The following is a 13,678-nucleotide window of genomic DNA, read 5'->3' as shown; positions in this document are numbered from 1 at the left end:
ACGCGGCCGATCCCGGCGTTTCCCGGACAGGGCGCGCGACCAGACGGAAAGCTGAGTTCGTCGACCGCAATCAAGGGAGGTGAACCGTGGACGTCAAGGAAATCAATCGGCGAACCATCGCCGCGTTCCGAGCGGGCGGCGAGATCGACGGCATGCAGCGCGACCGTCTGATCTTGCTGACCACCACCGGCCGCAGGACCGGCGCCCCGTACACCACCCCGTTGATGTACCACCGCGACGGTGACCGCCTGCTGATCGTCGCGTCCAATGTCGGTGCGCCGAAGCATCCCGACTGGTATTCCAACCTGCGGAAGGACCCGCACGTCACCGTCGAGGTGGGCCAGGAGAGCTATCCGGCGCTGGCCACCCCGCTGACCGGTGACGATCGCGCGCGCACCTGGGCGATGCTGAAGAACACCTATCCGTTCTTCGCCGAACACGAAATGGGCACGTCCCGGGTCATCCCCGTGGTCGCACTCACGCGGATGTGACGACGCGGCGAAGCGCTGTGCTGCTCAGCGATGGGCGGGCGCGTCGGCATGGGAAGAGGTCGCATCGGCTCGACGGGCCGCGACCAGGTCCAGCAGAGCGGTCAGGTTGTCCGGGTCGGCGGGATCGACGACGCCCTCCGGTAGGGCCAGTTCGGTGAGCCGTTGTCCCCGATGGAAGGCGGCGGTGCGCAGCGGCGGTGCGTCGTCGGGTTGTCCGAGGATGGTGGCGATGTTCCCGTCGTTGTCGTAGACGGCGTAGTAGCGCATTGGTGGGCTCCTCAGAGGCCGGTCGAGGCGGTCATCCGACTGGTGTTGCGACTTCTCCTGATCAGGAATCGTGATGGCTGACGGCGTTGAAGCTTATCCACACGTTCGGTGCTGGGTGTCGGTTTGCGCAGGAGTAGCGTTACCCGTTTTCGTTCGAATCTCACGGCATCGCCGCACGTAGACCGGTATATGGAGACCGGTGGGCATGGTTTGCCCGAATCAGGCGCACACGGTGGCGAAGGCTGCCCAGAGCACCGGGGAATGCTCGATCCGGCCGGTGTCGCGCCAAGCGGTCGAGCGGTCGCGCTGCCAGGCGGCGAGGGCGGTCACCGGGTCGGGTTGTTCGTGCGCCTCGTCGATGGCGCAGATGGCCTCCTGGAGCGGGAGGGCTTGCGCCGGTGCGCCCGCGACGCGCTGGAAGGCGAAATCGGTGGGCAGCGGCCACCGGCTCGCGGTGACCAGTTCCGCGCCGCCGGTGACCATCGCGGCGGTCAAGCCGAGCGCCTCGCTGAACCGCAGGTCGCCGCCGCTCTCACAGGCGATCAGCGCGACCCGGCTCGGCATCGGCCACAGCTGCGGTCCGGCAACGGGTTCCGGGTGGATGGTGTGCGTGCCGAGCAGCAGGTCCTTGGCCGAGAGCGGCCGGTGCGTGCGCGATGGTTCGGCGAAGCCGACGGCGTCGGCGGTGCAGGCGAGGTGCAATTCGGCGTCCTCGCTGCGGCCGGATTCGGGCGCGGCGGCGGTGACATGCCCGACGTAGATCAAGCGGCTCGCGCCGGCGCGCAGGGCGGCGCCGAGCCAGTCGCGATCGACGTCGGTGCGCCGGAAAACGTCCACCGGGCCTGCTACCTCGGGCCGCAAGCGGTCCTCCGCGAGGTAACGCGCCATCCGCCGCGCGAGCGGAGCTTCGGGGGTCATCCGGCCCAGCACCGAACCGAGCGTCGAATCGGCGCGGAAGCCGGGGATGCGCGGGTCCAGCACCGCGACGATCGGATGCGCGGCGGTATCGGTCCAGGCGCGTGCGAACCGCCCGGGTGCCTGCACGACGCTCGCCGGGGCGAGCAGGCTGACGTCGGCGATGTCGATCAACCGGACGTCGCGGTCCGGCGCGATGACTTCCCACGGCACTTGGGCGACCCGTGGTGAGGGTTGCAGCCGGATATGTGGGCGCACGCCGCGCTGCCACAGCTCGTAGAGCTGTGCGGCCAGGCCGTAGGGCAGCAGTGCTCGCGAGAGCGCCTGTGCCACGGCGTATTCCCGCTCGTAGTCGGCGAACGCGCCGGTGGTGAGGGCCTGCTCGAGACCGCCGGGTTCGGCGGGCCGGGGGAGCGCGTCGGCGAGCAGTCCGACCGCTCGCATCGCCGCGTCTTCCGGAAGCACCCCCGCGCCGCGGGGTGCGCTGTCATCGACCCACCGCCACGACACGTAGATGTCTCCCGCGTCGGCCATCCGGACGAGCACCGTCGGTCGCGTCATACCGTGAGCACCCGATCGTCGCGGATCACCCGGCCATAGCGCTGCTCGGCGGCGGCGATGAAGGGCGCGAGTGCGATCCTTCCTTCGGCGGCCAGTGCCAGGCGCGGCGGCGGCGCGACCGGCAGGCCCGCTCCGGCCGCGACTTCGGCCAGGGCGGCGCCCAGTTGCAGGGCGGCGCTGCCGGGATGATCGGTGAATTCCTCCGGCGGATCGAGCAATTCGAGCGGCAGCCTGGTGGGAGCTTCCCGCTCGGCCCGATCGAGCGCCAACGTCGTCCCCGCGCATTGTGTTTCGACCAGATCGGCGACGAGGACGCCATTGCCGGAAAGGTAGGCGAAGCGGAATGCCAACCGCATCGCCGGGTCGGCGATCTGCCGGTTCCATTGCTCGCGCTGCGTGCCGTTCGGCAAGGTGTGGCGCACGGCGTCGATGGCCAGTGCGGCGGGAACGGCGATTCCGACGGCACGCGCGAGCATCTCCGCCTGCGGCGATTCGGTCGCGCCGATCGCGCCTTCCAGGAGCGTCGCATGCCAGAAATCGAGCTGGGCGCAGTGCAGGCCGAGGCCGCGCTCGGCATAGATCGCGAACGCCGTGGCGAGCAACTCCTCGCACTCGCCAACCCGCCCGGACCGGAATGCCAAGGTGGCCGAGCGAATACGCACGTCCGCGGCGTCGAGCACGGCTTCGGACGCGACGAAGTACGCCAGGCTCCGCTCGTAGAACTCCCGCGCGCTCGCCAGATCACCGCGGCCCTCGGCGAGAAATCCCATGGTCTCGAGACCGATCCCGGCTCGGTGCCCGAGCCCGGCCTGCTCGAAATACTCCTGGCTGGATCGCAGCGGCGCCTCCGCCTCGTCGTACCGCTCCACGCGGACGAGCATGGTGGCGAGGTTCTGTTCGGTCTCGGCGACGGCGTTGCGATCACCCGCCGACTCGAACGCGGCGAGCGCCTGCCGCGCGAAATCGACGGCCAAGTCGCGGCGGCCGGTCTCGAAGTAGGTGGCGGCGAGATTCATCAGCGGGTGGCCGGCCAGCTGCGGCGCGAAACGCCGGGCCGCCTCCAGCGATTCGGTGGCCAGTTCGGCGGCGTAGGCCCAGTTCTGCCGGTGCAGAGCGACGGCGGTCAGGGAGAGCAGGCAGGCCACGCGCAGCACACCCAGGTCGGTGTCGGTGTTGTCGGCGAGCAATGCCCGCGCCTGTTCCAGCGCCTCCTGCGCCGCGTCCAGCTCACCGAGGTGCTGGAGCGCCTGCGACATGTTGACCAGGGCATTCGGGCGCAATCGCGGTGCGTGCTCCGGCATCTCGGCCAGCGCCGAGCGGTACAGGGTGAGCGAGGCGGCGTGGTCGCCGAGTTCGTCGGCCATGCTCGCGGCGTTGATGATCGCGCCGAGCCTGATGTCTCCGGTGGTTCGTTCGGCGGCGTCCTCGAAGAGTCGCTTGGCCTCGGCCGGGTCCCCGCGGGTATACGCCGCCGCGCCCGCGGCGAGCAGTTCGCGGCCGTCGTCGGGAGTCGGCTCGGCCATGTCAGAAGTCCGAATCCGGTGCGGCGGCCGCGATTTCCGCCAGCAAGAGGGAATCGACGGGATTGCCGGACGCGTCGTCCGCGCGGTGCAGCCGCGCCGTGACCAGGTCGCGAATCCGCGCGCGTCGGGTCGCCGGGTCCGGCTCCTGTTCGTCCACGCCGACGGCGGGAACGTAGACATGCACGGTCACGCCTGCTTCCGCACCGGCCGGGGCCGCGGTCTCGGCCCGCCACAGGTCGCCCTCGCGCAGCAACGGCACGTCGGCGGCGTCGGTCGCGGTGCGAATCCCGGCGCGGGGATGCAGATGCGCAGGCACGTCCGCGGGCGAGAGCGGGGCGGCGACCACGCTCACCCGCACGATCGTGGACCCGGCCTCGCGCACCACTGCCCAGGACACGGCGCGTTCGGAAGCGTCGAGCAGGCCCGGTGGGCAGCGTTGCCAGTCCCAGCCCGCGGTGCCCCTGGCCAAGACGAGAGCGCCGGGCGCGACGGTCGCGGCCGGTCCGGCGGCCAGCGCGTAGTCCTCCGCGCGGCCGAGCGCCGGGGTTGCCGTGCGCTGTTCGGTTACCGTGTCGGCTCCGTCGACGATCAGGTCGCATTCCTCGCTCAGAGCGGTTATCTCGTCCGCGAGCAGGCCCTCGTCCAGCGGGGCGATGCCGTCCAGGATCGACGCGGGCCACCAGCGTGCCGCCCAGCGCGCGTAGCCGAGCCGCCAGGCGCGCGCGGCGAGGTCCGGTAGCGCGGGCTCGGCGGGGTATTCCTCTTCGCCGCCGGTCTCCGCGAGGGCGAGGGACACCTCCGGGCCGTACACCGCCCAGATCCACTCCTGCGCGAGGTCGAGGTCGTCGAGGACCGCCGCCGGGGTCACCTGCCCGCTGAGCAGGCTCCAGGTCAGGTGCCCGCCCGCCACCTCGAGCACGAGCACGTCCACCCCGGCCCGGTCGTCCACGACGGTCGGGGCGTCGTCCGGCGCGATGATCCACAGGTCGTCGCGACGGCGGATGCGTACGGTCGTGCTCATCAGCTCGCCTTCGATTCCGCCGCGTCCGGCTCATCCGCGTTCACCCGCACACTCAGCGCCCGCTTGACCCGCGTGCGATGGTCCAGGATGACCGAACGCGCCACGCCGTCGAGCAGATCCCACAGCTCGTCCGGTTCGTGGATCGGGAACTCCCGAACATCCCTGCCGTGCAGGCGGACCCACAATCGCCGCAGATAAGGCTGCCACGGCGTGATCAGTTCGGCGGCGATGGCGGCCAACGGGCCGGTGGGCGGCTCGGCGGACACCACCAGCCGCCGAGCCTGCAACACATACGCTTCGCGCTGCCAGCGGCTGTTGACCACCTGATGCGCCGTGGATCGCGTTGTCTCCGGCGCGGTTTCGGCCAGACGCAGACGCGGTCGGCCCGTCGACGGTTCGCGGCGGTGCTCGATGGGCGCCAATCCGGTCGCCAGCGCGGTTCCCGCGGTCGCCGCCACACGCAGCGACTCGTCCAGCAGCGCCCACGGTGCGCAACTCCGAGCGATCTCGGCGTCGACCAGCTCGGGGATCGGCGGCAGCTCCGCGCGTTCGGTGGACGCTTGCAGCACGGTGAACACCCGCTCGTACACGGTGCGATCGAACGGACGCCCCAGGGTCGATTTCGAGGCCGAAGCGCCTATCGCGGGGCGCAGCGGCACCGGATGCGCGGTCAGTCCCAGTTCCTGAGCGGACGCGTCCTGCCACAGCCGGATGCCGGTGTGCGTACCGGCATGGGCCGCGACCAGCCGGTCCAGGGTCCGCTGCCCGTCGGCGTCTTCGCCGAGCCGTGCCGCCGCACAGGCTTCCAGCAGCTCGTCCACCTCCGCGTCGTGCTCACCGCCCGCCGGGCCGGTGAGCGGACGCCGCCGCCAGGCCAGCTCGAGCAGCCCGGCCAGCTCCCGTTCCCGGGTGTGGTCGGTGAGGTACTCCTTCAGCGCCTGCGTGGTGCGTCCCGCGGTGTACTCGTGGATCTCGCGCAGCGCGTCCTCCGCGACCGCGCGCGCCCGTGCCGGATCCGGCATGCCCGTGGTGGTCGCCAGCTCGAAACAGCGCTGGAAGTACAGGTCCTGCGGGTGCCCCTCGGTGATCCGCAGCGTCCGCCGCACCTGCTTGAGCACCGTGAACCACGCCGCCGTCGCACGAAGCGCATCGGCCGCCGCCTGAATGCGTGCCTCCAGCAGCACCGCTCCGTCGGCCGTCAGGATCGGCCCCGCGCACAACGGATGCTGCACGGGCCGGATCACCAACGGGTCGAGTACGAGCTTCACCGTCCGGCGCAGCGGACCCCCGTGCGGACCGCTCAGCGGTTCGACCCCATCGAGCCTGCGCCACACCTCGTCGAGCACCATGGCGCGCGGTCGTCGCATGCGAGCAGGTTAGCCGGGTCTGTTCAGCTCTGTACTATGCATGCTCGGTGCCGGTTCCGTCGAATCCCGAGTCGGGGTGTGCGGGTGCGTCGCAATTTCGCAGCGGCATGCACAGCCTCGTCCACAATCGCGGTACCGCCTTCGCTGATCGCCCCACCTGTGCCGCAGGCATCGGGGGACCTGCCGATCCGTCGGATCCGCGCATTCTCGAGCATGAGTGCCTCGGCTGCTTCAGACTGAGATGCCGGCCCGTGCTGGATCAGGAGTTTCCCCGGCCGGCCCTCGCTCCGTAAGCCCGATCGAATGCAAGTTCTCAGATATCAAAGTGGATCAAATATGTCAGTAACCAGACTCCTGGGCTCCCGTAGTGCCGCCGCGCTCGGTGCTTGCCTGGCGACCATTTTGGGATTTCCGGCCGCCACCCACGCCGCCCCAGCCGGTGACGTGCGATCGGTGTATGTCGCTATGGGCGACTCGTTCTCCGCAGGTGTCGGCATCGCGCCGATGAGCAGTTCCTCGGCGGTGCCTGGGTTCTGCCTCCGTTCGGAGGTCAACTATCCCACCCTGGTCGCCCGTGCGCTCGCCGTGACCGAATTCCGCGACGTCACTTGCGGCGGCGCCACCACCGATCACCTCGGCGGATCTCAGCGCGGTCTCGCGGGAGACGCCGCCGCCCCGCAATATGACGCGCTGACCCCCGACACCACGCTGGTGAGCCTCGGTATCGGCGGCAACGACATCGGACTGGTCCAGCTTGCGGCCAGCTGCATCAATCCACTACCGCAGCCGTTCGGTCAGGCATGCGCGGCAAACAACACGTTCGGCGGTCGGGATCTCATCGGCGAACGGATCGACACCTTCGCTCCCACCTACGCGACCGTGATCGGGGAAATTCGCCGACGCGCCCCACACGCGCGAATCGTCCTGGTCGGCTACCCGACCGGGATCCGCGACGGCGGTTGTCCGGGCGTGCAACCAGCCTGGGCTGATGACGCGAACTACCTGCAGGCGAAAATCGATCGACTCAACACTGTCATGGCCGAACAGGCCGACCGGCAGAATGCGATCTTCGTCGATTTGGCGCCCTCTACCCGGGGCCACGATGCCTGCGCGCCACCCGCCGCGAGTTGGATGGTCGGCGTGATACCGACCTCTGCCGACGCACTGGTCCCTTTGCATCCCAATGCCGCCGGTCACGAGAACACTGCTCGACAAGTGCTGGCCGCTTTGGGCGACTGAGCCCTCGTGATTTCACGGTGTTCCGATCCCCTGCGCCGCGGTCGAGTATGGCTCCGGCGTCGGGATGGATCAGAAGTGAGGCAGATATCGCTGCCATGCAAGTATTTGCCGCGCGGATTCGCACATCGGCTACTTCTTGCTCGGCATCGCTTCCGCCGCCCAAGAATTCTCTCGGGAATCGAAATAGCCTACGGGACACCATCTCCGGGGATAGGTTGTCGGTGCGCTGCCCGCCTGGCAGCGCGAGAAGTATTCGCGAGTGGGAGGTCCGGCGGGTGGATCCGGTGACATTGGTAGCGGCCGCGGTCGCTGCGGGTGCGGCAGCAGGTCTGACCGATACCGCGAAACAAGCGGTTGTCGATGCGTATCAGGGGCTGAAGGGTTTGATCTCCGGCCGGTACCACTCAGTGGATATGGCAGTCGTGGAGTCGCGGCCGGAAGCTGCGTCGCGGCGTGTGGTGCTCGCCGAGGAACTCGCCGAAGCCGGTGCTGGAGACGACCAGGAGCTGTTGACCGCGGCACAACATCTGCTGCAGGTGATCCAGGAGCAGGCGCCGCAGGCGGCCGAGACAGTGGGAGTGAGACTCACGAGGGTGCAAGCCGGTGAAATAGAGATCACCGACATCGCCTCGGAAGGTAGCGCATTCATAGCCGAGGACACCTCTGTCGCTGGAACGCTGAAAGTCAGCGGGATTCAGGCGGGGGCGGGGGCGGAGCCGCGGCCTCACCCTCCGGCGCCGCGGCGGTAACCGGGCACACCGCCGCGACTGCGCCCGCATCCGGATCCACCTACAAGAGGGTGAAAGTCGGTGGGAATCTCACCAACATCAACTATTGCTCGAATGATCCGTCGACACGACCAGTCGAGCTGGCTGAGCTGGTCGAGTTGCTCGACAAGAGTGGCGGGCTCCCCACCGTATCGGAGTTGGACCCATATCGGCTGGGCGCTACCCCCTCCGAATTCGGCGGAGCGGGCCGCTCCGGTCGTGACGACCCGTACGTACCGCGCACCCACAAAGATGTCGACAGCCGCCTAGCTGCGGCATTGCCGGGTGATCGACTCCTGTTGCTGGTCGGACAGTCGAAGGCAGGAAAGACACGCAGCCTGTTCGAAGCCGTCCGGTGCCGGCTGCCGAACGCGAAAGTTCTGGTACCGACTCCGGAATCACTGAGCAGAGTACCCGCCTGTCCAGAGTTCGTGGGCAGTGACGACACGATCGTGGTGTGGTTGGAGAACTTGGATCGGTTCCTCATCACCGGCAAACCGCTCACCCCGGGTCTGCTTACCCGCCTGACCGCGCGTTCGGCTCCCACTGTCGTGGTGGCGACCCTACGCCGAGAGGCTCGGGATCGGTTGCGTGGCAGCGGCGAAGAACTGGCCTATGACACGCGCACAGTGCTGGAGCACGCTACGCAAGTAGAGTTGGCACCGACCAGCGATGACCCCCGCGAGCATGCTGCCGCCGCAGCGGCCTACCCTACTCTGAATCTCGGCGGGCACGGACTCGCCGAAATCCTCGCCGGCGCACCTGAGTTGCTGAGGCGTTACGACGACGCTCGATACGGAAATCCCGTACTGCACATCGTGATCCAAGTGGCTATCGACTGGGCGCGGATAGGGCATCCCAGCCCAATTCCGGAGCCGACCCTGGCCGGCCTGGCGCTGAGAACTATCGAAGACCAACGTCCCGAACTCGACATCAGCCCAGAAGAAGTCGGCACTGCGATCATCACCGCTCGCACTCCTCCACATGGTGTCGGGAGGGTTGCCGCGCTGATCACCCATCGGCTGCCCGATCGATCCCGCGCCTACCGGCCGTTCGACTACCTTGTCGCCGCGGACGACGGTGCGGCGCAACACCACTCCTCTCGACCCATTCCGGACGACTTCTGGGATGCCGCAACGAGGAACGCCGACGCCACTGCTCTGATCTCTGTCGGTATCGCCGCACGTTTTCGCGGCCGGGTCGGTGATGCCGAATGTCTAGTGCGCCGCGCCGCCGACGCCGGCGCCACGGACGCCATGGCCTTACTCGCAATTCTGCTGCATGAGCGGGGTGAGGAAGCCGAGGCCGGAATTTGGTACCGCCGCGCCGCCGACGCCGGCGACACCGATGCCATGGGCTCGCTCGGGAGTCTCCTCCAGAAGCGCGGCGCGGAAGCCGAGGCAGAGATCTGGTACCGCCGTGCAGCCGACACGGGTAATGCTCGTGCCATGTCGTTCCTCGGGATCCTGCTGCAAGGCCGTGGCGAGGAGGTCGAGGCGGAGGCCTGGTACCGCCGTGCGGCCGATGCCGGGAATACTCGCGCCATGTCCCTGCTCGGGATTCTCCTGCAGGGACGGGATGAGGAGGTCGAGGCGGAGGCGTGGTACCGCCGTGCGGTCGATACCGGCGACACGGGCGCGATGCGCTTGCTCGGGATTCTGCTGCGAGAGCGTGGTGAAGAAGCCGAGGCGATGGTTTGGTATCGGCGCGCGGCGGATGCCGGCGATACCCATGCCATGGGCTTGCTCGGGATCCTGCTGCAAGGCCGTGGCGAGGAGGTCGAGGCGGAGGCCTGGTACCGCCGTGCGGCCGATGCCGGGAATACTCGCGCCATGTCCCTGCTCGGGATTCTCCTGCAGGGACGGGATGAGGAGGTCGAGGCGGAGGCGTGGTACCGCCGCGCCGCGGATACCGGTGACGCTCGCGCCATGTCCCTGCTCGGGAGCCTGCTGCAGGGACGGGATGAGGAGGTCGAGGCGGAGGCTTGGTACCGCCGTGCCGTCGATACGGGTGATACCAATGCCATGGCCTTGCTAGGAAGCCTGTTGCAGGAGCGGGGTGACGAAGCCGAGGCGGAGGTCTGGTACCGCCGTGCCGTCGATGCCGGCGATACGGATGCCATGCGCTGGCTGGGAATCCTGCTGCAGCGGGGGAGTTCGCGCGCCGAGGCGGAGTTCTGGTACCGCCGCGCCGCCGCCGCTGGTGATACAGATGCCATGGCTCTACTCGGAAGTTTGTTGCAGGAGAGCGGAGAGGAAGCGGAGGCCGAAGTCTGGTATCACCGTGCTACCGACGCGAAGCCGACTGGTTTCTATTTCGAGTCGAGGTCTTAGCGGACCGAGCCCGAGCCCGCGGCGGTACGGGTACCAAAAATTGGGCTATGCAACCGAGTCGTCCGATTCTTACTGTTGATCTCGAAACGTGCGGGGTTGACGGGTACCGCGAATGTGGCCTCGGTGTCCGGCGAAGCGAATTAGTATGCCCGGTAGGGGAAACCGCTGAGCTTCGCGGGTCTGTCGGGGCTGCAATCCCGAATCCTACTCAAATCCGACCGGTCGTTACGAAGAAGTCGGTCACCATGTGAGGGGTTACGATGACGGCAGTGGAAACCGAGTCGGCACCATACCGAATCGGTCTGGTCGAGGACCACCTGGATGTGATGTCCAGTGCATTGAGTGGCTTTTTCCAGCCCTATCCCGAGCTGGAGCTGGTTGCCGCCGGCCGTACTGTGGCCGAGTTGCTGGCCATTACCGACCAACTTGACCTGGTAATTCTGGATCTGCAGGGACTTCCCGATAAATCCACTCCCAAAAAGAATGTTCGCGCCCTGAAGACCGCTGGAATCTCCAATATCCTGGTCTACACCTCCCGTGACAGCCGATACCTCGTACAGGAGGCGGGCAGGGCGGGCGTCCTCGGCGTGATCACCAAGACCGATCCACGGGCCACTCTCATCGAGGCGGTGCGCCTCGCTGTCAACGGTCAGCTCGCGCCCTCGGTGGACTGGGCTGCGGCTCTGGACGCCGACGAGGGCTTGATCCCGCAGCTCACACCCCGTGAACGTGAAGTGCTCGCCATGTATGCCTCGGGTGACACCGCGAAGGACATCGCGGCCCAGTTGTACCTGTCTCCCGAAACCATTCGGAAGCATGTCATGAAGATAAAAGACAAGTACACCGAAGCGGGTTTCGAGATACATAAGAAAAGTGAAATGCGCAGAGTTGCGCAGCGCGACGGATATATTCACGACTAGTAATCGCGAGCGAAGTAGATGAAATTCAGGAATCCATTCAAGTCGGGGCAGGCTGGCGATCGGGACCGGCTCATACGACTGTTCGCAATATTTATATCAACGGGATACCTGATCTATTTCCTCTTGCTATACCCTCGCCTGGCCACTGAAGCGAGCCATCTCGCTGATTGGTGGATGCCGCTCGGACTCACCGCGGTATACGGCCCGCCCCTGGTCCTCTGCGCGACAGCCTTTCTCACCGAACTGCCCACTCTGGAGAAAACCGCAGGCGCAGTGGCGATCTGTTACTTCGTCGCGGCCTTCACCTGGCCTCTGGCCTGGCAAGGAGAACTGTTCGGGGAGTGGCCCTTCATCGCGAATATCCCTGGCCTCGCCGCCATGGCGGCCGCGCTGACCTGGCGACCGTCGTGGGTGATCATCTACACCTTCGCCGTGGTAGCAGAGGTACAGGTACTGGGCCAGACCCGCGCACCAGACGTCATCGAACCATTCTGGATGAGCTGGGTCTTCGCGACCAGTTTCTGTCTGGCCTACGTCGCCGCGGCCTTGCGAGCAGTGCGCACCGGACACATCCTCGACACCGCCCGTGACGAAGCGGCCAGGTTGAGCGCCGAGGCGGCGGCCGTTCTGGCCTACAACGACGACCGCGAAAAATTCGCCAACGTCGTGCACGACAACGTCATGCATTGCCTGCGTATCGGAATCGCCGGAAAGTCCAGCCCGAAAGACGCCGACGAAGCCCTCCGAGCACTCGACGAGATCGGTACCACGAGCGGCGACGAGCCGTTTTCCGGCAAAGAGGCGATCGCGTACCTGCAAGAGAAGCTGGAAGCCATCGATGAAAGCGTGCCCTTGACCATCGAATCCTCGCTCGACGGCTCTGATTTCAGCTTCGATGCCGCCGTCGTCCGCACGGCCGGCATCGTCCTGCGAGAAGCGGTGAAAAATAGCGTTCGGCATGCCGGACCGGACGCGCAACAGAGGGTCACACTGCACATCGGGCCGGGCCTGCTGGGCTTGATCGTCGCCGATGACGGCAGAGGATTCGATCCGTCTCGCCCCAGTCGCCGTTGGGGCCTGCGGAGGCTGCCACGCCAGGTGGAGCGGGTCGGAGGCGAGTTGCGCATCGATTCACGCAAAGGCCACGGAACTACTATCGAAATGCTGTGGGTGGACCAATGAACAAGCCTGTGGAAGAACCCGCCGACGTTCGATCCCTCCTCGGGATGAACACCCCCGCCGCGGTCGCCATTCTGCTTTTCTACTGCGCCGGCATCGCGGCGCCTGCCTTCATCGCCGTCCATGTGACGCACAGTCATGTCTGGCAGTGCGCTATCACGGTCGTCGCGTACTGGTGTGTGGGTATCGCTCTGCTTGTGGTGCACGGCGACCCGTTGCCACTGCGGACCACCGTTTTGATCACCGCCGCTTCCCCCGTCATGACCGCGCTCGTCATCCTGACGCCGCCGTGGACCACGTATGTGCATGCGATCTGGCCCTCGAACGTGTACATGGTGCTGCTGACATTCCTCTGTGTCCGCGGCCGCACCGGCTTCGCCCTGATCGCGATGGCGACAACCGTGCCGGTGATCGCGATCTGGACGACAGTAACCGGTCAAGGTGGACCGATCACCGGAGTGATGCTGTCGCTTCCCAACTTCGGCCCGCTGGCGATGTCCACCATGTTCGCCTATACGATTCGGCCGGCCGCCGCGAAGATCTACGCCGCCAGGGCGGAGCAGGATTCCGCGTTACAGCGAATCGAGAAAGAAGCGGAAAAAAGAAAGGTACTCGACCAGCGTCTACGCGATCTCGCGGAAGCCGCTCGTCCCCTGGTCGAACAAGTCGGGGACGGCCGAGGACTCACCCCGGATCACCCTAAGGCATGCGAGGCCCTGGAGTCCCAACTGTCGGCCATCCTCCGCGGCAGCGGCCTGGTACATGCGGTCGTCAACCCTTCCGCCGACGCGGCACGGGATCGCGGTGTCGCGGTGAAACTGTTCGATGACGGAGACCTCGATGAACTCGACGACGAGGTAAGAGAACGGTTGCTACGCGGTATCGCCGCCGAACTCGACGAAGTCCAGAACGGTGAGATCATCATCCGAACGGTCCCGCCCGGACGTGCCGAACTGGCCACAGTCCGCGCGCAGAGCGACAGCACGGTGCGGCGAGTCGGCTTCGGCCTCTCGGGAGAACTCACAAGGTCGAGCGTCCGTAGCGTCGCCTGAGCCTCGATGCGAAACCGTGCGGCGAACTGCTCTCCAGCCGGTC

12 protein-coding genes are annotated in these 13,678 nt (G+C 67.0%); 7 read left to right on the top strand and 5 right to left on the bottom strand.

Going from position 1 to position 13,678, the window contains the following annotated elements; genetic code table 11:
* The first annotated feature begins 86 nt into the window (after positions 1-86).
* On the top strand, positions 87-491 hold the full coding sequence (locus NG1_RS28200; RefSeq protein ID WP_040871157.1) for a nitroreductase family deazaflavin-dependent oxidoreductase: 405 nt from the start codon (positions 87-89) through the stop codon (positions 489-491).
* 24 nt (positions 492-515) lie between these two features.
* Here the strand turns inward: NG1_RS28200 and NG1_RS28195 are convergent, their stop codons facing one another.
* From NG1_RS28195 to NG1_RS28175, 5 genes are all read right to left on the bottom strand, one after another.
* Positions 516-758 carry a hypothetical protein gene (locus NG1_RS28195; protein ID WP_062975786.1) on the bottom strand — a complete coding sequence of 81 codons (243 nt, stop codon included), beginning with the start codon at positions 756-758 and terminating at the stop codon, positions 516-518.
* 219 nt (positions 759-977) lie between these two features.
* On the bottom strand, positions 978-2,234 hold the full coding sequence (locus NG1_RS28190) for a CHAT domain-containing protein (RefSeq protein WP_062975784.1): 1,257 nt from the start codon (positions 2,232-2,234) through the stop codon (positions 978-980).
* Entirely contained in the window at positions 2,231-3,757 is a 1,527-nt protein-coding gene (locus NG1_RS28185; RefSeq protein ID WP_062975782.1) for a tetratricopeptide repeat protein, read from the bottom strand. Before NG1_RS28185 ends, NG1_RS28190 begins: the two co-directional genes overlap by 4 nt.
* A 1-nt stretch (position 3,758) precedes the next feature.
* Positions 3,759-4,778, bottom strand: coding sequence for a hypothetical protein (locus NG1_RS28180; RefSeq protein WP_062975780.1), 1,020 nt, complete (start codon positions 4,776-4,778; stop codon positions 3,759-3,761).
* Positions 4,778-6,127 carry a hypothetical protein gene (locus tag NG1_RS28175; RefSeq protein ID WP_062975778.1) on the bottom strand — a complete coding sequence of 450 codons (1,350 nt, stop codon included), beginning with the start codon at positions 6,125-6,127 and terminating at the stop codon, positions 4,778-4,780. The genes NG1_RS28180 and NG1_RS28175 overlap by 1 nt, the downstream gene beginning before the upstream one ends.
* 483 nt (positions 6,128-6,610) lie before the next feature.
* Between NG1_RS28175 and NG1_RS28170 the strand changes: the two genes are divergently transcribed.
* The 6 genes from NG1_RS28170 to NG1_RS28140 all read left to right on the top strand — a co-directional run bounded on the left by NG1_RS28170 (position 6,611) and on the right by NG1_RS28140 (position 13,635).
* A complete protein-coding gene (locus NG1_RS28170) occupies positions 6,611-7,384 on the top strand; it encodes an SGNH/GDSL hydrolase family protein (protein WP_245660095.1) in 774 nt (257 codons plus the stop codon).
* Between the two features lie 275 nt (positions 7,385-7,659).
* Entirely contained in the window at positions 7,660-8,133 is a 474-nt protein-coding gene (locus NG1_RS28165; RefSeq protein WP_063910460.1) for a Het-E N-terminal domain-containing protein, read from the top strand.
* 50 nt (positions 8,134-8,183) lie between these two features.
* Positions 8,184-10,484, top strand: a complete 2,301-nt coding sequence (locus NG1_RS37050; RefSeq protein WP_157114274.1) for a tetratricopeptide repeat protein — start codon at positions 8,184-8,186, stop codon at positions 10,482-10,484.
* Positions 10,485-10,744: 260 nt separating this feature from the next.
* Positions 10,745-11,404, top strand: a complete 660-nt coding sequence (locus tag NG1_RS28150) for a LuxR C-terminal-related transcriptional regulator (RefSeq protein ID WP_062975772.1) — start codon at positions 10,745-10,747, stop codon at positions 11,402-11,404.
* 174 nt (positions 11,405-11,578) lie between these two features.
* Positions 11,579-12,586, top strand: coding sequence for a sensor histidine kinase (locus NG1_RS28145; RefSeq protein ID WP_062975769.1), 1,008 nt, complete (start codon positions 11,579-11,581; stop codon positions 12,584-12,586).
* Positions 12,583-13,635, top strand: a complete 1,053-nt coding sequence (locus NG1_RS28140; protein ID WP_062975767.1) for a DUF8320 family protein — start codon at positions 12,583-12,585, stop codon at positions 13,633-13,635. The genes NG1_RS28145 and NG1_RS28140 overlap by 4 nt, the downstream gene beginning before the upstream one ends.
* Positions 13,636-13,678: the final 43 nt, after the last annotated feature.

The sequence above is a fragment of the Nocardia gamkensis NBRC 108242 genome (assembly GCF_001612985.1).
In the GTDB taxonomy this organism is placed as follows: Bacteria; Actinomycetota; Actinomycetes; order Mycobacteriales; family Mycobacteriaceae; genus Nocardia; species Nocardia gamkensis.
Note: the sequence above shows the minus strand (reverse complement) of the source record. Positions and strands in the feature narration are given on the sequence as shown.